Annotated in this window: 17 protein-coding genes and 1 tRNA gene; 10 read left to right on the top strand and 8 right to left on the bottom strand. The window is 63.4% G+C overall.

The features are described 5' to 3' along the window. Together V3H18_RS02545 and V3H18_RS02540 are read left to right on the top strand one after the other, a co-directional pair. Nucleotides 1-1,580, top strand: a 1,580-nt coding sequence (locus V3H18_RS02545; RefSeq protein ID WP_332080310.1) for a DNA translocase FtsK, incomplete at its 5' end; no start/stop codon positions are given. A 133-nt stretch (nucleotides 1,581-1,713) separates the two neighbouring features. Then, entirely contained in the window at nucleotides 1,714-2,577 is an 864-nt protein-coding gene (locus V3H18_RS02540) for an outer-membrane lipoprotein carrier protein LolA (protein WP_332080309.1), read from the top strand. Nucleotides 2,578-2,822: 245 nt separating this feature from the next. Here the strand turns inward: V3H18_RS02540 and V3H18_RS02535 are convergent, their stop codons facing one another. From V3H18_RS02535 to petA, 5 genes are all read right to left on the bottom strand, one after another. Next, complete coding sequence (locus tag V3H18_RS02535; protein ID WP_332080308.1) at nucleotides 2,823-4,118, bottom strand: RsmB/NOP family class I SAM-dependent RNA methyltransferase; 1,296 nt, start codon at nucleotides 4,116-4,118, stop codon at nucleotides 2,823-2,825. A gap of 61 nt (nucleotides 4,119-4,179) precedes the next feature. Further along, complete coding sequence (locus tag V3H18_RS02530) at nucleotides 4,180-5,478, bottom strand: homoserine dehydrogenase (RefSeq protein WP_332080307.1); 1,299 nt, start codon at nucleotides 5,476-5,478, stop codon at nucleotides 4,180-4,182. 220 nt (nucleotides 5,479-5,698) lie between these two features. Next, nucleotides 5,699-6,565: a cytochrome c1 gene (locus V3H18_RS02525; RefSeq protein WP_408631749.1), complete on the bottom strand. Its 867-nt coding sequence runs from the start codon at nucleotides 6,563-6,565 to the stop codon at nucleotides 5,699-5,701. Nucleotides 6,566-6,584: 19 nt separating this feature from the next. After that, nucleotides 6,585-7,823 (bottom strand): cytochrome b, encoded by a 1,239-nt coding sequence (locus tag V3H18_RS02520; RefSeq protein ID WP_332080305.1) that lies wholly within the window; start codon nucleotides 7,821-7,823, stop codon nucleotides 6,585-6,587. Between the two features lie 62 nt (nucleotides 7,824-7,885). After that, complete coding sequence (petA, locus tag V3H18_RS02515; protein WP_332080304.1) at nucleotides 7,886-8,416, bottom strand: ubiquinol-cytochrome c reductase iron-sulfur subunit; 531 nt, start codon at nucleotides 8,414-8,416, stop codon at nucleotides 7,886-7,888. 229 nt (nucleotides 8,417-8,645) lie between these two features. Between petA and V3H18_RS02510 the strand changes: the two genes are divergently transcribed. The 3 genes from V3H18_RS02510 (at nucleotide 8,646) to hemF (ending at nucleotide 11,026) form a co-directional block, all read left to right on the top strand. Continuing rightward, complete coding sequence (locus tag V3H18_RS02510; RefSeq protein WP_332080313.1) at nucleotides 8,646-9,146, top strand: tRNA (cytidine(34)-2'-O)-methyltransferase; 501 nt, start codon at nucleotides 8,646-8,648, stop codon at nucleotides 9,144-9,146. A 73-nt stretch (nucleotides 9,147-9,219) separates the two neighbouring features. Next, a complete protein-coding gene (locus V3H18_RS02505) occupies nucleotides 9,220-9,894 on the top strand; it encodes an rRNA methylase (protein WP_332080303.1) in 675 nt (224 codons plus the stop codon). A 181-nt stretch (nucleotides 9,895-10,075) separates the two neighbouring features. Further along, on the top strand, nucleotides 10,076-11,026 hold the full coding sequence (gene hemF, locus V3H18_RS02500; RefSeq protein WP_332080302.1) for an oxygen-dependent coproporphyrinogen oxidase: 951 nt from the start codon (nucleotides 10,076-10,078) through the stop codon (nucleotides 11,024-11,026). An 88-nt stretch (nucleotides 11,027-11,114) separates the two neighbouring features. Here the strand turns inward: hemF and V3H18_RS02495 are convergent, their stop codons facing one another. Together V3H18_RS02495 and V3H18_RS02490 are read right to left on the bottom strand one after the other, a co-directional pair. Next, complete coding sequence (locus V3H18_RS02495; protein ID WP_332080301.1) at nucleotides 11,115-11,489, bottom strand: GtrA family protein; 375 nt, start codon at nucleotides 11,487-11,489, stop codon at nucleotides 11,115-11,117. A 2-nt stretch (nucleotides 11,490-11,491) separates the two neighbouring features. Further along, nucleotides 11,492-11,800, bottom strand: a complete 309-nt coding sequence (locus V3H18_RS02490) for a c-type cytochrome (RefSeq protein WP_332080300.1) — start codon at nucleotides 11,798-11,800, stop codon at nucleotides 11,492-11,494. Nucleotides 11,801-12,087: 287 nt separating this feature from the next. On the opposite strand from V3H18_RS02490, the gene carB reads away from it, so the two are divergent. The 4 genes from carB to V3H18_RS02470 all read left to right on the top strand — a co-directional run bounded on the left by carB (nucleotide 12,088) and on the right by V3H18_RS02470 (nucleotide 17,371). After that, nucleotides 12,088-15,426 carry a carbamoyl-phosphate synthase large subunit gene (carB, locus tag V3H18_RS02485; protein WP_332080299.1) on the top strand — a complete coding sequence of 1,113 codons (3,339 nt, stop codon included), beginning with the start codon at nucleotides 12,088-12,090 and terminating at the stop codon, nucleotides 15,424-15,426. A 303-nt stretch (nucleotides 15,427-15,729) separates the two neighbouring features. Next, nucleotides 15,730-16,206 carry a transcription elongation factor GreA gene (gene greA / locus V3H18_RS02480; RefSeq protein ID WP_332080298.1) on the top strand — a complete coding sequence of 159 codons (477 nt, stop codon included), beginning with the start codon at nucleotides 15,730-15,732 and terminating at the stop codon, nucleotides 16,204-16,206. Continuing rightward, nucleotides 16,199-17,182 (top strand): mitochondrial fission ELM1 family protein, encoded by a 984-nt coding sequence (locus V3H18_RS02475; protein ID WP_332080297.1) that lies wholly within the window; start codon nucleotides 16,199-16,201, stop codon nucleotides 17,180-17,182. The genes greA and V3H18_RS02475 overlap by 8 nt, the downstream gene beginning before the upstream one ends. Before the next feature lie 113 nt (nucleotides 17,183-17,295). Then, nucleotides 17,296-17,371, top strand: a tRNA-Thr gene (locus V3H18_RS02470). A gap of 154 nt (nucleotides 17,372-17,525) precedes the next feature. Here V3H18_RS02470 and V3H18_RS16635 read toward each other — a convergent pair. Then, the gene (locus tag V3H18_RS16635; RefSeq protein ID WP_408631748.1) at nucleotides 17,526-18,392 is read right to left on the bottom strand and encodes a DUF6615 family protein; all 867 of its coding nucleotides are present in this window, start codon (nucleotides 18,390-18,392) and stop codon (nucleotides 17,526-17,528) included. 192 nt (nucleotides 18,393-18,584) lie between these two features. On the opposite strand from V3H18_RS16635, the gene V3H18_RS02465 reads away from it, so the two are divergent. After that, nucleotides 18,585-20,582 (top strand): hypothetical protein, encoded by a 1,998-nt coding sequence (locus V3H18_RS02465; protein ID WP_332080296.1) that lies wholly within the window; start codon nucleotides 18,585-18,587, stop codon nucleotides 20,580-20,582. Nucleotides 20,583-21,017 lie beyond the last annotated feature (435 nt).

Here is a 21,017-nt window from a genome sequence, read left to right as displayed (position 1 = left end):
GCACGTCCGCGCGTCCCGCCGCGCCACAGCGCGCCGCCCGCTACGAGCCGCCGTCGCTGGCGCTCCTCGCCGAGCCGAAGAAGCCCGCGGCCGGCGTCAGGCTCTCGCAGGAGACGCTCGACCACAACGCCCGCCTGCTCGAAGGCGTGCTCGAGGATTTTTCGGTCAAGGGCGACATCATCAATGTCCGTCCCGGCCCCGTCGTGACGCTTTACGAACTGGAGCCCGCGCCCGGGATTAAATCGTCGCGCGTCATCGGCCTCGCCGATGACATCGCCCGCTCCATGTCGGCGGTCTCGGCTCGCGTCGCCGTGGTGCCCGGCCGCAACGCTATCGGCATCGAACTGCCGAACCAGCGCCGCGAGATGGTCCTGCTTCGCGAACTCGTCGCCTGCGAGGATTTCTCGCGCTCGAACCACAAGCTCGCCATCGCGCTCGGCAAGACCATCGGCGGCGAGCCGGTGATCGTCGATCTCGCGCGCATGCCGCATCTACTCGTCGCCGGCACGACGGGCTCGGGCAAGTCGGTCGCGATCAACACCATGATCCTGTCGCTGCTCTATCGCCTGAAGCCGGAAGAGTGCCGCCTCATCATGGTCGATCCGAAGATGCTGGAGCTCTCGGTCTACGACAATATTCCGCATCTCCTCACGCCCGTCGTCACCGACCCCAAGAAGGCGGTGGTCGCGCTCAAATGGGCGGTGCGCGAGATGGAGGACCGCTACAAGAAAATGTCGAAGCTCGGCGTGCGCAACATCGACGGCTATAACGCGCGCGTCGCCGACGCCCAGGCTAAGGGCGAGACCATCACCCGAACGGTGCAGACCGGCTTCGATCGCGAGACCGGCGAAGCCGTCTTCGAACATGAGGAGATGGCGCTTTCGACGCTCCCCTATATCGTCGTCATCGTCGACGAGATGGCGGATCTGATGCTCGTCGCCGGCAAGGACATTGAAGGCGCGATCCAGCGCCTCGCGCAAATGGCGCGCGCCGCCGGCATCCATCTCATCATGGCGACGCAGCGCCCCTCCGTCGACGTCATCACCGGCACGATCAAGGCGAATTTCCCGACGCGCATCTCCTTCCAGGTGACGTCGAAAATCGACAGCCGCACGATTCTCGGCGAACAGGGCGCGGAGCAGCTGCTCGGCCAGGGCGACATGCTCTATATGGCCGGCGGCGGGCGCATTTCTCGCGTGCATGGGCCTTTCGTCTCCGACCGCGAGGTCGAGGACATCGTGGCGCATGTCAAAAGGCAGGGCGCGCCGCAATATCTCGACGCCATCACCGCCGAGGAGGATGCGGAGGACGAGGGCGATGCGCCCCTGCCCGGCTCGATGGACGCCGAGGAAGGCGGCGACCTTTACGACCGCGCCGTCAATATCGTGCTGCGCGACAAGAAATGCTCGACGAGCTACATCCAGCGCCGCCTGTCAGTGGGCTATAACAAGGCCGCTTCGCTCGTGGAGCGGATGGAGCAGGAAGGGGTGGTGAGCGCCCCGAACCATGCGGGCAAGCGCGAAATATTGGTCGGCGGCGGAATCGACCGCGGCGCCTACGATATTGAGGCGGCGGAATAACGCGAACGCGCGGCCCCAAGCCCCGCCCTGACGCAAAGGACGCTTGTCGAAACGCGACAGCGGGTCCCGCCCCCATTTCCGCCAACATATGCTAGGAAAGACGGAGAACCGCACTCCCGAATCGGAAGCCGCCGTGAGATATTCCCCCTTCGTCGCCCTTGTCCTTGCGCTCTCGCTGGCCGCGCCCGCTCTTGCGGAAAAAACCCAGCCCGCGCCTGCGGCGCAGGGAGCGGCCCCGGCGAAGCCCGCCGAAGCCAAGGCGACCGACGCCAAACCATCGGAAGCCAAGCCAGCGGACGCTAAGCCGGGCGACGCCAAGCCCGCCGAGGCCAAACCCGCCGCCGAAGACAAAGCCGCCGCTGAGGCGAAGCCGGTCGAGCCCGTAAAGCCCGCCGGCAAAAAAGGCGCGAAAACCGCCGCGCCGGCGCCGGTCGCCGTGACTCCGCCGCCGCCCCCGCCCGAGCCGGAGAAGCCCTTAAATCGCGCCGAGGCCATCAAGCGCGCCAACGCCTTCTTCAATGCGTCGCCGGTGATGACCGCCGATTTCGTGCAGATCGGCGCCGACGGCAAGCGTTCGGAAGGCAAGCTTCACGTGCAGCGCGCCGGCCGTGTGCGTTTCGAATACGCTCAGCCCGCGACCATGGAGGTCGTCGCCGACGGCGCGCAGGTCGCCGTCCGCGACCGCAAGCTCAATACGCAGGACCTCTATTTCATCACCCAGACGCCGCTTAAATTCCTGATGAAGGACAAGATCGACCTCGAAAAGGACGTGACCGTCGAAGACGTCAAGATCGAGGATTCAGGCGTCACCATCTTCATCGAGGACAAGGCGACATTCGGCGGCACCTCGCATGTGCGCCTGATCTTCGATCCCGAGACCTTTAAATTGAAGCAGTGGCAGGTCAAAGACCCGCAGGGCTATGAGACGCTGATCTCGGTCTTCAACATCGATCAGGCGAAAGTCCCGGACCCGACGCTGTTCAAGATCAGCAAATAGGGGACGCAATAAGAACCCGCTCGATGATGATGGCGCTTTATCCTCAGCGCCACACAATCGAGAACCTCTGCGCTGCGCACACACCTTCTTCTCGGCAATTTGTATCGCAGCCGCCATCGCGGCCTATCGCAAATCGACGAGTCCTGAGCGAGGCGCCAATAATATAGACCGAGCTATCTCATCTGACGCCACGCAAGTCCTGCCGATGTCTTTTTGCGGACAACGGGAACAAAGGATGCGGACCGCTAACCTAAAATCCTCTTCAACACCGCAATGTAAAACCCGTCCGCGCCGCTTGTCGCGGGGGAGAGGCGAATGCCCGATCCATGGGGCGAGGCGAAGCGAGCGAGTTCGGGCAGACCCGCCCGTTCAGCCATTTCAGCGGCGGAAAGCGCCGTGAAATTCGGATGCATCGCAAGAAAAGTCGCGATTTGATCCTCGTTTTCCTCGCGCAGAACCGAACAGGTGACGTAAACGAGCCGCCCGCCGGGCTTCACGAAGCGCGTCGCCTGGGCGAGCAGCGCAGCCTGTTCCTTAAGGCGCATCTCCAGCGCGCCGGGCGCGAGGCGCCATTTGGCGTCCGGATGGCGCCGCCAGGCGCCAGTTCCGGTGCAGGGGGCGTCGATCAGCACGAGATCGCAGCGCCCTTCAATGTCCGCGAGCACATCCGCCTTGCCGCGCGGCGCCCGCAGTTGAACATTGCGCGCGCCAGCCCGCTCCAGCCGCTCGTGAATGGGCATCAGCCGGCGCCCGTCGTCGTCATGGGCGTAGATCTGACCGCGATTATGCATCTGCGCCGCGAGCGCGAGCGTCTTGCCGCCGCCGCCGGCGCAAAGGTCGAGAACCTGCTCGCCGGGCGCGGCGGCGCAAAGCAGCGCCGCAAGCTGCGAGGCTTCGTCCTGCGGCTCGACCAGCCCTTTGACATAGGCGGTCTCCGCGGGAAGCGCCGGGCCTCTCCCCCGCCCCGCCTCGATGCGGAGGCCAATGGGAGAGAAGGGCGTCGGCGCGGGAGCAAGATGCGCGAGCTTTTCCAGCGCCTGTTCGCGCGAAGCTTTCAGAAGATTGACGCGCAGATCGACGGGCGCGCGCGCAGAGAGCGCCGCGCCCTCCTCCGCGGCGCGCGGGCCGAAGGCGGCGGCGAAACGCTCGGCGAGCCATTCGGGATAGTCGCCGCGCACATGGTCCGGCGCGGCGTCTAGCGTGGCCGTTTCGAGCCTCGCGCGCTCTTCCTCTGTGAGCGGCGCGGGCGCATGGCCCTCGCCGGAGCACAGCGCCGCGATGGCTTCGGCGTCGAGGCCGCGCGCCTCGCGCAGCGCGCCGAGCATGATGGCGCGGGGCGTCTCGGCGCCCATGACCCAGGCGGCCGAGGCGCGCTTGCGCAAAGCGTCGAAAACGAGGCTCGCAATGGCGGCGCGATCCTTGGAGCCCGCGAAGCGATGCGAGACGCCCCAATCCTTTAAGGCTTCGGCGACGGGCCGGCGGCGCCTTTCTAGATCGTTGAGGACCTCGATCGCGGCGGAGACATGGGCGGCGGGAATCATAAAGGTCCCTCTTATCCACTTGCGGGGAAGTGGGCTGTCGAATGCCGCCGAACCGAAAAAGCTATTCGCGCTCGATGCGGATGACCTGGGCGCGCGTGACGATGACGCCGTCCTGATAGACGAGATCCAGCGCCTCGCGCACGGATTGTTCGGTCGTCGCATGGGTGAGGAGGATCACGTCGACGCAGTCTCCGGGCGCGCCGCGCTTGCCCCGCTGCACGATACTCTCAAGCGAGATCCGCCGCTCCGCCATGCGCGTCGCGATCTTTGCGAAGGCGCCGGCGACGTCGCGCACCGACAGGCGGATGTAATAGCCGCCCTCGTGACGGCGCATCGGCGTGCGCTTGAGTTCGGCGAGCTTTACCGACGGCAGGCCGAAGGGCGCGGAGCGCACGCCGCGCGCGATGTCGGCGATGTCGGCGACGACGGCCGAGGCCGTGGCGTCGCCGCCGGCGCCGGGACCAACGAGCGTCAGCTCATGCACCGCGTCGGCGTCGATGGTGACGGCATTCAATACGCCCATTACTTGCGCGATGGCGGAATGCTTGCTCACCATGGTCGGATGCACGCGCTGCTCGACGCCATCCGCGGTGCGCTGCGCGACGCCGAGCAGCTTGATGCGATAGCCGAGCTCCGCGGCGGCGTCGATGTCGGCGAGGCTCACGCGTTCTATGCCCTCGATGTCGATGGCGCTCGCATCGATGCGCGCGCCGAAGGCAAGCGACGTCAAAATCGCGAGCTTATGCGCCGTGTCGAAGCCGCCAATATCGAAAGTCGGATCGGCCTCGGCGTAGCCGAGCCGCTGCGCCTCCTTCAAACATTCCTCGAAGGAAAGCTGCTCCTGCTCCATGCGCGAGAGGATGTAATTGCAGGTGCCGTTGAGAATGCCATAGACACGCTCGATCGAATTGCCGGCGAGCCCCTCGCGCAGCGTCTTGACGATCGGAATGCCGCCGGCGACCGAGGCCTCGAAGGCGAGCGCGGCGTGGCGTTCCTCGGCGAGCGTGGCGAGATGCAGGCCATGCGCGGCGAGCAGCGCCTTATTGGCGGTGACGACGGGCTTGCCATGCGCGAGCGCCGTTTCGACGCTGGCGCGGGCCGGCCCTTCGGAACCCCCGATCAACTCCACGAAGAGATCGATCGCGGGAGAAGCGGCGAGCTTCACCGGATCATGGAAAAACTCGGCCCCCGAAAGATCGGCGTCCCGCTTTTTTTCGGCGTCGCGGGCGGAGACCCCGGCGACGACAATGCGCCGCCCCGTGCGCGCCGTCAGCGCCTCGGCCTGGCGATGGAGAAGCCGCGCCACGGCCGCGCCGACCGTGCCGAGCCCCGCGATGCCGACACGCAATAGCTCCGACATTGAAACCTTTCCGGAAAGTCTAGCCGCGCCGGCGGCCATGAGGTGTCGGGCCTTGTGCCCGATTTCGCCAAGGGGATCAAGAAACCCGCTCGAAGGGCGCGAGAGGCGGCCTTATAGGATTGAAGCGCAGCCGTGAAACGCCGGGCGCACGCTTTCGCGACGCGGCCGCCCCGCCAATCGCGCTCGCGACCGGCGGACGCAACATGTGCGTTCGTCGCGCTTAATGCGCGACTTTCGACCAGATCTTGCGCTTGGTGAAATAGAGCAGCGCGGCGAAAACGATCAGGAAGCCGACGACGCCAAGGCCGATCCTTTTGCGCGCATCGAGATGCGGCTCGGCGACCCACATCATAAAGGCCGCGACATCCTTGGCGTATTGGTCGAGCGTCTGCGGCGCGCCGTCGTCATACGTCACCGATCCGTCGGAGAGCGGCGGCGGCATGCCGATGCGCCGACCCGGCATATAGGGATCGTAGAATTGTCCGTCCGGCAGCTTCACGTCAGGCGGCGGGTCGCTGTACCCCTCCATCAGCGAGACGATATAGTCGACGCCATGTTCCTGATAGGAGAAGCCCGGCAGCGCATCGAAGAGAAAGAGCGGAAAGCCGCGCGAATAGCCGCGCGCCTTCGCAAGCACCGAAAAATCGGGCGGATAATTGCCGGCGAGCGCGGCGCGCGCCGCCTGCTCATTGGGGAATGGCGGGGGAAAAGTGTCGCTGGCGCGCCCCGGGCGGTTGAAATACTCGCCCTGCTCGTTCGGCCCGTCCTTGATCTGATAACTCGCCGCAAGCGCCTCGACCTCCTGCTCGGAGAGTTCCGGCCCGCCGGGCTGGGAGAGATTGCGGAAAGCGAGCAGCTTGATCGAATGGCAGGTGGAGCAGACCTCCTTGTAGACTTTAAAGCCCCTGCGCAATTGCGCCTTGTCGTAGCGGCCGAAGGCGCCTGCGAAGCTCCAATCGTGACGAACGGGCTTTTCCTCGTGACGCGGGCTCTCGCTGGCGTCCGCATGTTCCTGCGCCGACGCGGGCGCGAAAGGCGCGAGGGCGACTCCGACGAGAAGGATCGAGAGCGACGCCAGACGCTTCATCGGCGACTTCGCTTGCGCTTTACGCATGGGAAGTTTCCTCCCGCGCGATCGAGGCGTCGATGGAATCGGGCAGCGGCTCTGGCTTCTCCCATTTGCCGATGAGCGGCAAGATCACGAGAAAATGCAGGAAATAATAGGCCGAAAGCACGCGCGCGAACCAAAGATAGGCGCCTTCCGCCGGCTGGGCGCCGAGATAGCCAAGCCCGACGCAGACCGCGACAAAGACCCAGTACTCTTTGCGAAACAGCGGTCGATAGGAGCCGGATTTCACTTTCGACCGGTCGAGCCAGGGCAGCGCCGCCGTGATGAGGATCGACAGAAAGAGCGCGATGACGCCGAGCAGCTTGTTCGGGATCGCCCGCAGGATCGCGTAGAAGGGCAGGAAATACCATTCCGGCACGATATGCGGCGGCGTCACCAGCGGATTGGCCTCGATGTAATTGTCGGGATGGCCGAGATAGTTCGGGACGAAAAAGGTCAGCCACGCATAGACGATCAGGAAAACGCCGATGCCGAAGCCGTCCTTCAGCGTCGCATAGGGCGTGAAAGGAACCGTGTCCTTTTTCACGTCCTTCACCTCGACGCCCGACGGATTGTTCTGCCCCGTCACATGCAGCGCCCAAACATGCAGCGCGACGACGGCGACGATGATGAAGGGCAGCAGATAGTGGAGCGCGAAGAAGCGGTTGAGCGTCGGATTATCGACCGAATAGCCGCCGAGCAGCCATGTGGTGATCGAGGTCCCGACGACCGGAATGGCGGAGAAAAGATTGGTGATGACCGTCGCCGCCCAGAAGGACATCTGTCCCCAGGGCAGGACATAGCCGAGGAAGCCCGTCGCCATCATCAGCATGAAGATGACGACGCCGAGAATCCACAGGACTTCGCGCGGCTCCTTATAAGAGCCGTAATACATGCCCCGGAAGATGTGGATATAGACCGCGAGGAAGAACATCGAGGCGCCGTTCGAATGCGCGTAGCGCAAGAACATGCCCCAGTTCACGTCGCGCATGATCTTTTCGACGGATTGGAACGCGAGCGTCGTCTCGGCCGTGTAATGCATCGCGAGAACGACGCCCGTGACGATCTGCGCGACCAGCATGAAAGAAAGGATCGCGCCGAACACCCACATGTAATTCAGGTTCTTCGGCGTCGGATAGGAGACGAAGGAGCCGTGCATGAAGCTCAATATCGGCAGCCTGCGCTCCAGCCATCGCGCGAAGCCGCTTTTGGGCGTGTATTCGGAATGTCCTTCCATGGGGGGTCCGTGCTCTTTGAAGAAGGTCGCGCGACGGAATCTTTAAGCCGCGGCGTCGCCGGCTAGCCGATCTTGATCTTATTGTCGCTGATGAAAGCGTATTGCGGCACTTCCAGATTACTGGGCGCGGGGCCGCTGCGGATGCGGCCGGAGACGTCATAGGTGGAGCCATGGCAGGGGCAGAACCAGCCGTTGAATGCGCCCTCCTTGCCGGTCGGGATGCAGCCCAGATGCGTGCACACGCCGATCACCACCAGCCATTCGGGCTTGTGAACGCGTTTGGAATCGGGCTCGGGATCCGGCAGATCGGCAAGCGGAACATCCTCGGCCGCCTTGATTTCCGCCGCCGTGCGGTGACGGATGAAGACCGGCTTGCCACGCCATTTGACGGTGACGATCTGCCCCTCGGGAATGGCGGAAATATCCACTTCGGTCGAGGCCAGGGCGCGGGTGGACGCGTCTGGATTCATTTGCGCGATGAGCGGCCAGACCACAGCGCCAGCGGCGACGACGGCCGCGGAGCCCGTCGCAATGTAAAGAATGTCCCGCCGGCTCGGCGCCTCCGCCGCCTTGACGGCCATCTCTTTGGTCATCACGCCCAAACCTCTTTCAACGCTTCAATATCCGGCGCGCGCTTGCGATATTCGGCTCGGCGCGACGCCAGGACCCGCCCGGCGGGGAAGATATGTGGCGCGAATCGCCGCCAGTGTCCACAAGCCGGGGCTAGGAATTTTGGCCATTTGTCCCGCAGCGCGGCGCCGCCATGACTTTCGCGGCGATATGTCGCAAATTCCATCACTTATGGCCCGACCAAACATGCGCATGACTCCCCTGACTCTTGCCCTCTACCAGCCGGACATCCCTCAGAACGCCGGGACGATGCTGCGGACATGCGCCTGTCTCGGCGTTGGGGCGGCGATCATCGGCCCCGCCGGCTTTCCCACCGGCGACCGCGACTTCCGCCGCGCCGGCATGGACTATCTCGATCATGTGACGATCGACCGACACGCCTCCTTCGCGGCCTTCGAGGAATGGCGTAGGGCGCGCGCCGCCGCCGGCGAGACGCGGCGGCTTCTCCTGCTCTCGACGCGGGCGGAAGCCTCCTATCTCGACTGCGCCTATCAGGCGGGCGACATTCTGCTCGTCGGCCGCGAATCCGCCGGCGCGCCGCAAGAAGTCTTCGCGGCGGCGGACCTCACGCTGCGCATTCCCATGCGCGCCGAAGCGCGCTCGCTTAATGTCGCGGCGGCGGCGGCGATGGCGATGGGCGAGGCGCTGCGCCAGATCGCCCAAATCGCTACGTGCGCGCCCGCACAGAAATAGCCGATCCCCCCTCCTAGCGTGCCAAAATGCGCCATATGTTAAGGCGTTGTTAATAATTCCTTGGAGGACCCCCATGTCCCATCAAGCCATTCGTTTCTCATTCGTCATTTGGGAGCGCCTTCTCAAATCCTTGAACGCTGCGATTTTCACGGCTTTGCTGCTCCTTGGCCTTTACGCCGTCGCAACGAATTTCGCCGAGATGAGCGCTGGCGTTCGCCGATTGTTCGACAAGATCACCCAGGTCCAGAGTTTCGAAGCCTTCAATGTGAAGGCGGCCTTCAAGGTCGACCAGATCGTGGAGTCGACGGCGATCTACGCCTCCTTGCCGGCGGAAATGAAGGAGCTCCTCCCCGCCGACATTCTTTCGCTCAGGCCGAGCTGGGTGGAGCGGATTCTCTATGTCGGCGATCAGGGAAAGCTCTGCGACTATTCATTCCCCGACAAAAAAATGATCGAGAATCGCAATTCCGACCTCCATCTCGCCGCCGACGGGCTGATCAGAATAGAAGACGCGCCGAAAATTCGCGCCGAAGTCCTCAAGGAGATGCGCGACGCCAAGGCGAAGGGCGAGGAATGGACGATCGGCGAGCCAAAGTCCTGCTACGCGACCCAGCTCACGGAACGCGGCCGCAACGTCAAAACCGCGCTCGTGCAATTCCTGCGCGAAGGCTTCTCGGTCGCCGCCACCGGCAAATCGGAAGCGCGAGGGGCGGAGAAGATGAAAATGGCGGGCGTCGCGCCGCGCTGAAGCCCCAGGGGACGAGCCCGCGCCGATTTGACAAGGCGCGGCCCTCGGCGTGATGAAGCGGCCTCAAGAGCGCATTCATGAGTCATCGACTCATGAATGCGCTCTAATTTCTTTAATTGACGCATTTTCTGCGCCGAACCGGTATCCACTTCGGCGGAAAATGCTCTGAGAAGAGGCAGCCATGAACGCCGCGCAGGATCAGCTCGAAAGCCGCAAAGCCGCCGCGCGCGACTGGTTCGAGGCGCTGCAATTGCGCATCATCGCCGCTTTCGAGGCGCTGGAAGAGGAGGCGCCCGGGCCCTTCTCGCCTGAAGCGATGAGGCCGGGACGCTTCACGCTCACCCCGTGGGATCGCAAGGACCCTAGCGGCGCGACTTTAGGAAGCGCCGCTCGAAACATCGGCGGCGCGTCGGGCGGCGGCGGACACATGGGCATGCTCCGGGGCCGCGTCTTCGAGAAAGCCGGCGTGCATGTGTCGACGGTCTTCGGCGCCTTCGCGCCCGAATTCGCCAAGCAAATTCCCGGCGCCGCCGAAGACCCCCGCTTTTTCGCGACCGGCATTTCGCTCATCGCGCATCCCTGGAACCCGAATGTTCCCGCCGTCCATATGAATACGCGCTTCGTCGTAACCACCAAGACGTGGTTCGGCGGCGGCGCCGATCTCACCCCGGTGCTCGACGCGCGGCGCACGCAGGAAGACCCCGACACGATCGACTTCCACGCCGCCATGCGCGGCGCCTGCGCGCGCCATGAGGTCGCGGATTACGCGCGCTTCAAAGAATGGTGCGATGAATATTTCTTCCTCGCCCATCGCAAGGAGCCGCGGGGGATCGGCGGCATTTTCTACGATTATTTCAACAGCGCGGGCGACGCGGAGAATTCCGCCTGGGACGCTGATTTCGCCTTCACGCGCGATGTCGGCGAAAGCTTTCTCGCGATCTATCCCGAACTCGTGCGGCGCAATTTTTCCAAGCCCTGGAGCGAGGCGGAGCGCGAGGAGCAGCTCGTGCGGCGAGGCCGTTACGTCGAATATAATCTGCTCTACGACCGCGGCACGATCTTCGGACTGAAGACCGGCGGCAATGTCGACTCGATCCTCTCTTCTATGCCGCCCGCGGTGAAATGGCCCTAGCGCGCGCCGTGCAATAACAGTCCCGTCATGGCCGGGCTTGTCCCGGCCATGACGCGCGAAAAGCCCCGCTATGGCGCGGAGGGCGCCCTCACCCGAACGTCCATCGCCGGTTCAATGCGAAGGTCGCGAACATGGCGGCCACCGTCGTGACAAGCTGCGCCGGCAGATAGGGCGCGCCCCAGCGCTCGACGAAGAGGCTCATCAAAACATAAGTGACGCAAAAGCCGACAAAGGCGACCAGCGCGAAGCGCCAGGCCGCCTCCCGATGCGGCCGGTCGCTCGCAAAAACATGGCGGCGGTTGAGAACATAGGCGACGATCCCGCCGACGAGATAGCCGCAGAGCGTCGCCGGGACGGGGCGCCAGGCGGCGCCTTCGACCAGCCCGATGAGAACGGCGTAATGCGCCGCCGTCGCGACGGCGCCGACCGAGGCATAGGCCGCAAGTTGCCGCGCCGTCGACATGCCTAGCGCCGCATCGCGGCATAGAAATGCGAAATCTCCTGCATCTCCGCGTCGGAGAGCTGGCGGCTCATATAGCGCATCTCCTTATGCGGCCTCTTGCCGGAACGAAACGCCTTGATCTGGTTGAAGAGATAGAGCTCCTGCTGCCCGGCGAGATGCGGAACGTCGGCGCTTTTGGCGATCCCGTCCGCGCCATGGCAGGCCGCGCATTGGGCGATGACGTCGGAAAGGCCAAGCCTTTCCTGCGCAACGGCGGCAAAGCCGCAAGCGGTCGCCGCGAAGGCCGCAATCAAAAGGCGAAAAACCGGCATGCAGGCGCTCCCTTCATGGCGCGATTTGGCATGAAGCGGGCAATACGGACAAGTTCGGCGGGGGTAATCCCTGCGCCGGGGGTTCACACTCGCGTCATTCTCGTCTAGACAGGCGGCGACTTTCGAGCCGCGCGCGCCCCGCTCGCCGCCCGCATAGCCTGTCGCCGGCGACGGGCGTCCCGAGACAATATGACGGGCAAGTTTGGGACGCGTTCCGGTCCAAGGGCCGGAAGCGCGGCCCTTTTTTATGCGCGCTCCCCGGCTCTGTGGGCGCCCAATAGGATCACATGCCGAAAAGAACCGACATTTCGACCATCATGATCATCGGCGCCGGCCCCATCGTCATCGGCCAGGCCTGCGAATTCGACTATTCCGGCACGCAGGCCTGCAAGGCGCTGAAAGCCGAGGGCTATCGGATCGTCCTCGTCAACTCCAATCCGGCGACGATCATGACCGATCCGGACATGGCCGACCGCACCTATATCGAACCGATCACCCCCGAGATCGTCGCGAAAATCATCGAGAAGGAGCGCTACGCCGCGCTCGGCGGCTTCGCGCTGCTGCCGACCATGGGCGGCCAGACCGCGCTCAACTGCGCCCTCAGCCTCGAAAAAATGGGCGTCCTGAAGAAATTCGACGTCGAGATGATCGGCGCGACGGCGCACGCCATCGACAAGGCCGAAGACCGCGAGCTGTTTCGCGAGGCGATGACGAAAATCGGCCTCGACACGCCGCGCTCGCATCACGTTAAGACGCTGCCCGCGGCGCTCGAGGCGCTCGACGACATCGGCCTGCCGGCGATCATCCGCCCCTCCTTCACGCTCGGCGGCACCGGCGGCGGCATCGCCTACAACAAGGCCGAGTTCATCGAGATCGTCGAGCGCGGCATCGACGCCTCGCCGACGAACGAGGTTCTGGTCGAGGAAAGCGTGCTCGGCTGGAAGGAATATGAAATGGAGGTCGTCCGCGACAAGGCGGACAATTGCATCATCATCTGCTCGATCGAGAACATCGATCCGATGGGCGTGCATACGGGCGACAGCATTACCGTCGCGCCAGCGCTGACGCTCACCGACAAGGAATATCAGATCATGCGCGACGCCTCGATCGCGGTTCTGCGCGAGATCGGCGTCGAGACGGGCGGCTCCAACGTGCAATTCGCGGTCGATCCCCGAAACGGCAGGATGATCGTCATCGAAATGAATCCGCGCGTCTCGCGATCATCGGCGCTCGCCTCCAAGGCCACGGGCTTTCCCATCGCCAAGGTCGCCGCGCGACTTGCCGTAGGCTATACGCTCGACGAGATCGCCAATGACATCACCGGCGGCGCGACGCCCGCCTCCTTCGAGCCGACGATCGATTATATCGTCACCAAGATTCCGCGCTTCGCCTTCGAGAAGTTTCCCGGCTCCGAGCCGATCCTCACCACCGCGATGAAATCGGTGGGCGAAGCCATGGCGATCGGGCGCAATTTCGCCGAGTCCTTGCAAAAGGCGCTGCGTTCGCTCGAAACCGGCCTTTCCGGCCTCGACGAGATCGAGATCGAGGGGCTCGGCAAGGGCGACGACATGAATGTGCTGCGCGGCGCGCTCGGCATACCGACGCCCGACCGGCTGCTCGTCGTCGGACAGGCGCTGCGCCTCGGCATGACGCCGCAGGAGATCCACGAGGCGAGCAAGATCGACCCCTGGTTCATCGAGCGCATCGCCGAGATTGTCGCGCTCGAAAACAAGGTGCGGAAATTTGGCCTGCCGCAGGACGCCGAAAATCTGCGCCAGCTCAAATTCGCCGGCTTTTCGGATTCGCAGCTGGCGACGCTCACGGGCGTCGAGGAGGCCGCCGTGCGCGAAGCGCGGCATCGGCTGGGCGTGCGCCCCGTCTATAAGCGCATCGACACTTGCGCGGCGGAATTCGCGTCGCCGACGGCCTATATGTATTCAACCTATGAAGCGCCCTTCGCCGGCGTTCCCGCGAATGAGGCGCGGCCTTCGGGCAGGAACAAGATCGTCATTCTGGGCGGCGGCCCCAACCGCATCGGCCAGGGCATAGAATTCGACTATTGCTGCTGCCACGCCTGTTTCGCGCTGGACGAGGCCGGCTTCGAAACGATTATGATCAATTGCAATCCCGAGACGGTCTCGACCGATTACGACACGTCGGACCGGCTCTATTTCGAGCCGCTGACCAATGAGGATGTCGCCGAAATCCTCGATGTCGAGAAATCGAGCGGAAATCTTGTCGGCGTCATCGTCCAATATGGCGGCCAGACGCCGCTCAAGCTCGCCCATGGGCTGGAACAGTCGGGCGCGCCCATCCTCGGCACGCCCGTCGATTCGATCGACCTCGCCGAGGATCGCGACCGCTTCAAGCGCCTCATCGAAAAGCTCGGCCTCAAGCAGCCCAAAAACGGCATCGCCTATTCCGTGGAGCAGTCGCGCATCATCGTCGGCGAACTCGGCCTGCCGCTCGTGGTACGGCCAAGCTATGTACTGGGCGGGCGCGCCATGGCGATCATCCGCGACCAGAACGAACTCGACGACTATCTCCTCGGCACGCTGCCAAGCCTCGTGCCGTCCGAGGTCAAAGCGCGCTATCCCAACGACAAGACCGGGCAGATTAATATGGTGCTCGGCAAGAATCCGCTGCTCTTCGACCGCTATCTGACCGACGCCATAGAAGTCGACGTGGATTGCCTTGCCGACGGGGAGACGGCGATCGTCGCCGGCGTGATGGAGCATATCGAGGAGGCGGGCATTCATTCGGGCGATTCCGCCTGCTCGCTGCCGCCGCGCTCGCTCGCGCCGGAAACGATCGCGGCGCTGGAGGCGCAAACGAAAAGCCTTGCCATGGCGCTCGGCGTCGTCGGACTGATGAATGTGCAATTCGCGCTCAAGAACGGCGAGATTTACGTCCTCGAAGTCAATCCGCGCGCCTCGCGCACCGTGCCTTTCGTCGCCAAGGTCATCGGCAGTCCCATCGCCAAGATCGCGGCGCGGGTGATGGCGGGCGAAAAGCTCGCGAGCTTTCCCGCGCCCAATACGCGGCCCGGCCATGTCGGCGTCAAGGAAGCGGTCTTTCCCTTCGCCCGCTTCCCCGGCGTCGACACCGTGCTCGGCCCCGAGATGCGCTCGACGGGCGAGGTCATGGGGATCGACGCCTCATTCGAGGCCGCTTTCGTCAAGAGCCAGCTCGGCGGCGGCACCAAGGCCCCGCGCGAGGGCGTCCTCTTCGTCTCGGTGAAGGACGAAGACAAGGGCCGCATCATCCCGGCGGTGCGGCTCCTGAAGGACATCGGCTTTTCGGTCGTCGCCACGGGGGGGACCGCCCGCTATCTCGTCGAGCGGGGCATCGCCGCGCAGAAGCTCAACAAGGTTTCGGAAGGCCGGCCCCATATCGTCGACGCCATCAAAAACGGCTCGATTCAGCTCGTCTTCAACACCACCGAAGGCGCCCAGGCGATGGCCGATTCGCGCTCCTTGCGCCGCGCGGCGCTTCTGCATAAGGTTCCGTATTATACGACTCTGGCCGGAGCCGTCGCGGCCGCCCAGGGGATTCGGGCCTATGTGTCGGGAGACCTCAAGGTCCGGGCGCTGCAGGATTATTTTCCGCAGCCGACGGACGGTTGACATCTGAGGAGTTTGCGCCCCGGAAAGCGCTCGGGGCGGGATGCGAAAGCAGGGCCGCCATTTTGCGGCCCGATCTTGGCGGATAGTTTGGGACTCTCTTCGGCGGGCGTGGCGGATGCGCCCCGCCCGGGAGGGAGATCATAGAGTGGGGCGGTAATTGATGGAACGCCGCATGCGTCCATCAAGAATACGAGTCTCACTCCGATCGAAGGAATAGAGCGGAATTCGCGTTTGGGATGGAATTCGCGTTGCGATTCCATCGCAGGCGACTTTGTTCTAGTGAGAGGCGAGAAAGCAAGAGCAATGGTGGACAAGGTGCCCATGACCGCCGCCGGCTACGCCGCGCTGAGCGAAGAATTACGCCGCAGACAGCAGGAAGACCGCCCCCGCATCATCCAGCTGATCGCCGAGGCGCGCGCGCATGGCGACCTTTCGGAAAACGCCGAATATCATGCGGCCAAAGAGGCCCAGTCGCTCAACGAAGGCCGCGTCGCCGAGCTTGAGGACAAGCTCTCGCGCGCCGAGGTCATCGACGTATCAAAGCTTACCGGCTCGACGATCAAATTCGGCGCGACGGTGACGGTCGTCGACGAGGACACCGAGGAAGAAAAAGCATATCAGATCGTCGGCGAATCGGAGGCCGACGTGAAAAGCGGCCGCGTGTCGATCACAAGCCCCATCGCCCGCGCGCTGATCGGCAAGACCGTCGGCGACACCGTCGAGGTCAAGACGCCGGGCGGCGGCAAGAGCTATGAGATTTTGAAGGTCGCCTTTGGCTGAGGCGCTAGGCGGGGGGCGTCTCCCCGCCGCGACGACGCTGCGTATCCTCTCGGACGGCCGCGCCGGCCATGAGGCGCAGACGCTGGGCATAGCCGAAGCGCTCGGGCTCTCGCCCGATATTCGCCGCATCGCGCCGCGTCCCTTCTTCGCCGCGCTCGCGCCCTTCGGGCCGCCAGATCCGCGGGACGGCGCCGCCTTCGCCGCGCCCTATCCCGACATCGCGCTTGCCGCGGGCCGGCGGACGCTCCCCCTGCTCCGGCGGCTGAAGCGCGCCTCCGGCGAGCGGACCTTCACCGTCTATGTCAACGCCCCCGCGACGGGCCGGCGCGCGGCCGACCTTATCGTCGCGCCGCGCCACGACGCCCTTCCCGGCGACAATGTCGTGGCGCCGCTGACGCCCGCCAACCGCATCACGCTGGAGCGTCTCGCAGGGGCGCGCGCGGCGCCCGATCCGCGCCTCGCCGCCCTGCCCATCCCCCGCGTCGCGCTTCTCATCGGCGGCGACAGCCGGCATGGCGCCTATGGCGCGGGGCAAATCGCCGAGCTGGAGCATATCGCCGCTTCGCTCCTTGCGGGCGGATATGGCGTGATGGCGACGGCCTCGCGCCGTACGCCTAAGGCGCTGCGCGAGGCGCTGAAACGGGTTCTTGTGGCCCCTGGGGGGTTCTTCTGGGACGGTGAAGGAGAGAATCCCTATCTCTCGATCCTCGCCAACGCCGATTCGATCGTCGTTACGGGCGACAGCGTGAATATGGTTGGCGAAGCCGTCGCGACCGGCGCGTCCGTCCATGTCGTCGCGCCGCCGCGCCGCGCCCGCCGGATCGACGCCTATCTTGGCGCGCTTCGCGAAGCGGGGGCCATCCGCATATGGGCCGGCGCGCTGGAGGACTGGCCGGCAGCACCGATGAACGCCACGCCGGCGATCGCCCACGCCATCGCCGAAGCCTATAGGCGCTTTGCGGCGCTGCGCGGGTGAGGCGTCCTTGCCGCTTATATTCGAAGCTTCCCGCAAGCGCCCGCAGGCTGCTTGAAAAAGCCGCCCGGCGTCGATAAGAGTGACGCGCCGCGCGCCGTTGGCGCAACGCGATCGCCGCAATAGCTCAGCTGGTAGAGCACATCATTCGTAATGATGGGGTCGGGGGTTCGAATCCCTCTTGCGGCACCAGTAAAATTGAAAAATGGTAGCTGATATTAAAATAACCGCTCTGCATCCCAATACTTAGGACGAGTGCGCTGGGTCTCTCCTGATGTTTGATGCATGTCGACAATCTCTTTGTCCGATGCATGCACGCCAAGTGAAGCAAAGCGAAAGGCGATGCCTATGGGGATTGGCGCGGAGATTGGCGCATAACCACCACGGATCGAACTGCGCCAACTTCGTTTAGTACCTCCCTAATTACCCGCCGGCGTTCTTCTGTATTTTTTGATTTTAATAGGCGCTCGACATAGGGCGGCGGAGAGTCCAAGAAAATTGGCTCACGTATGTCAGACCCCGGTCCGGCCATTCCAGCCTTGTCTGGAGCATATGGATTGAAAGTTGTCGATACGCGAGCAGCCCGGGCAACGGCGCGCGCTGCCCTATCGGGAAGGGAAATAGATCCTTCATCGCAACAAACCATGCACCGCAGCGGCAAGGAAATATCAGCAAGAGTTGGAAGCCCCGCCCCGCCTTGACCTACGTGGTTCTGTACAACATTGGCGTGAGCGACGGTGCAGCCGAACTGGCGTGTATCAATACCAGGATCACAGCAATTTATTACTGTACTCCAAGTGTAATTATAGAAAATGTATATTGGGACAACGCGTTTTCTTTCTGCCTCGGCGATCAATAATTTAATCTGGGGTGTGCGGAATGCTCCAACCTTGTGATGCAAGGTCGTGTATTTGCCGGAGTTCCTGTTCAGGATTTTGGCCTGAACAAGAAACCCAACCCACCGAGTCCCGTCCGTTATCCACCATTCCCAATCGGCTCCTGTGAATTTTTCCTCGACCTTTCGGAATTGAAATGTAGCGATCTCGGTCGGATGAGCGGACTGCAAGGTTAGAAGCAAATCGTTTGTGATTGTCTCTTCGTCTCTCAAAATACCTAGGCTATGAGCTCGTACAAGTTGAGTCCAAATGACGATGGCTTGGTCCGAAAAACTTTTGCATAAGGATGTGCTTGGAAGCTTGGGTATCTTTACCATTAGCTCAGCCCTAATAAGAACAATCTTTGCTACGAACAATCTCTCTATCGTTGAAGCGTTGCAGCGCCGACGGACTCTACTGACGCGCCACAGTCACAGGTGGCACAAAGATATCTACAGCGCACGAGAAGAGCCAGAGCTGAGCGGGTTCCGCTGACGAAAAACTTGGAAGCCGAAAAGAGGAAATCGAAAATGATTCCAGCGCGCCGATCTGCTGCATCCTTGCCTGTCGCAGGCGCGTTTTTCGCCTTGTTTTTTCCGTTGTCGCAAGCCCACGCCCAAATTTTCTCGGGCGCTTGTGAAGAAACGGCTGAGGTCGCCGTTTTGCCGTCGCCGGCGTCGCCCTGGACGGGCGCGCCGTTGCGCGTTCTCGTCGCCGCGGAAAAGCCGCTCGACGGCGAACTTTCGCTGATTGCGCCTGATGGAAGGGTCGCCGCCAGATCGCGCGGACAACGCGGCGGACCGCCCTATGTCTGGTTCGCCGAAGTTGCGTCGCCAGCGCCTGGCGCATGGCATGCGACGCTTAACGCCGCTTCGCTCTCCTGCGGCGCGATTACGAAGGAAATCGCCGTAAGCGCGCACAAGACGTCGACGTCGCATGCGGCGGAAGGCAAAGTCTGGCAGCTGCGCGACACATGGAGTCGCGCGACGGAGAATTTGTATTCGGCGTGGGTCGCCAAGCTTTTTGACGCGCCGCTCGAAGCGGAACAGTCATGGAAGACGTGGCATGAGGTGCTGCGTAATCCGTCGCGCAATGCGCTGTTCAATCATCTCGGAACGGGCGAAGACAGCATCACCCTCTCGCTGAAACCCGACTGCGCGGATTTCGTCTATTTCTTGCGCGCCTATTTTGCCTTCAAGATGGGGCTGCCTTTCGCCTATTCGAATTGCTCGCGCGGGGCCGGCGGCGCGCCGCCGCGATGCAATGAGCGGTTCGATATATTGCATCCCGAAGTGACACGACCCGCGCCGCCGCCGGAGCAAGCTACGGCGTCGGCCGTCGCTGCGCCGGCTCCGACGCCCGCAGCGGCGCCAACGAATATCTTGCAGCAACTGTTTTCACAGCCTCAGCAGGTCCAGCCTGGGGCCCCGGCTCCGGCGGTCGCTCCCGCCAAACCGCCCGCCCCGAAGCGGCCGGCGGGCGTTGCCGGATATTTGCGGGCTGTGGGCGACGTCGTCCATTCCGGCTCGGTGCGCGCATCGGCGAACAGCGACAAGTCCGACTTTTACACCATCCCGCTGACGCAGGAGACCCTGCGTCCCGGAACTGCCTACGCCGATCCGTATGGGCATGTCATGATGCTCGTGCAACGCGTTCCGCAGTCGGCGGGCGCGGCGGGCGTCTTTCTTGCCGTCGACGCCGAGCCGGATGGCACCGTCACCCGCAAGCGGTTCTGGCGCGGCAATTTCCTGTTCGCAAACGAACCTACGCTCGGCAGCCCGGGCTTCAAGCGCTTCCGGCCGCTCGTGCGCGAGAGCGGCTCGTTGCGGGCGCTCACGAATGCGGAGATCTCCAAAAATCCCGAATATGGCGATTTCTCACTGGAGCAATCACAACTCAGCGCCGAGGATTTCTATGATCGCATGGATGAGGTGATGTCGCCTGAGCCTCTCGATCCCACCCGTGCGATGATGGCGGCCATCACGGCGCTCGAAGAGCAGGTGAAGACGCGCGCGGTTGCGGTCGAAAACGGTCGAAAGTTCCAGAACGGCGGTCGCGGCGAGGCATCCATGCCGGACGGTCCGGCGATCTTCGCGACCACCGGCGCCTGGGAGGATTTCTCGACGCCGGCGCGCGATCTGCGCCTGCTGATCGCAATCGATGTGGTGCGCGGATTCCCCGATCGCGTCGCTCGCCGCAGCGAGCGTTACGCGATGCCTTTTGGCGGAAGTCCGGCGGGCGTGCAGGCGCAATTGCAAAGCGCGCTTGCGAGCGAACTCGCGGCCCGCACGTTTTCCTATACGCGCAGCGACGGCTCGGCCTGGACGCTCTCACTCAAAGACGTCATGGACCGCGCGGCGGACCTTGAGATGGGCTACAATCCCAACGACTGCGTCGAAATGCGCTGGGGCGCGGCGGACGGGAGCGCCGAGGCGGCGACGTGCAGCCGTCACGCGCCGGCCATGCAGCGCGCGAAGATGACGGACTATCGCAACTGGTTCCGCGAACGCCGCTGGCCCCACGCTTAGCGGGAAAGGCGGCGGCCACGGAAAGGGAGGAAAATCTGTCTCGGTGGCCAGCGAGTCGTCGCTTCGCCAACCCGCCCAGTACTGTGGAGTCGCGCTCTTTCGCAGCGATCGGAGCGCCCTTCAAGCTCGCTTTCATCGATCTTTCGAACGCAGGGCTTTTTTGCTCGGCTCCGAGACATTCATCGGACGCCCGGGTGGCCCCCAAAATGAATTAGCGGACAACTACTGACTCTTTTAATATCACAATCCCCAATTGTTTCAATATAATTGAACATCAATATTTAGTATGGAAAGTATTACTCCAGATTTCGTAATGATGGGGTCAGGGGTTCGAATCCCTCTTGCGGCGCCAAGCCTCTCCTTCAAAACATTTTGCTGACAATCCACATTTACGTGGCTAATTCGGGTGTTTATGGCAAACTGGACCGATCAAAG

This window comes from Methylocystis borbori, assembly GCF_036576025.1.
Lineage (GTDB): Bacteria > Pseudomonadota > Alphaproteobacteria > Rhizobiales > Beijerinckiaceae > Methylocystis > Methylocystis borbori.
This window is presented reverse-complemented; position numbering and strand designations above follow the sequence as displayed.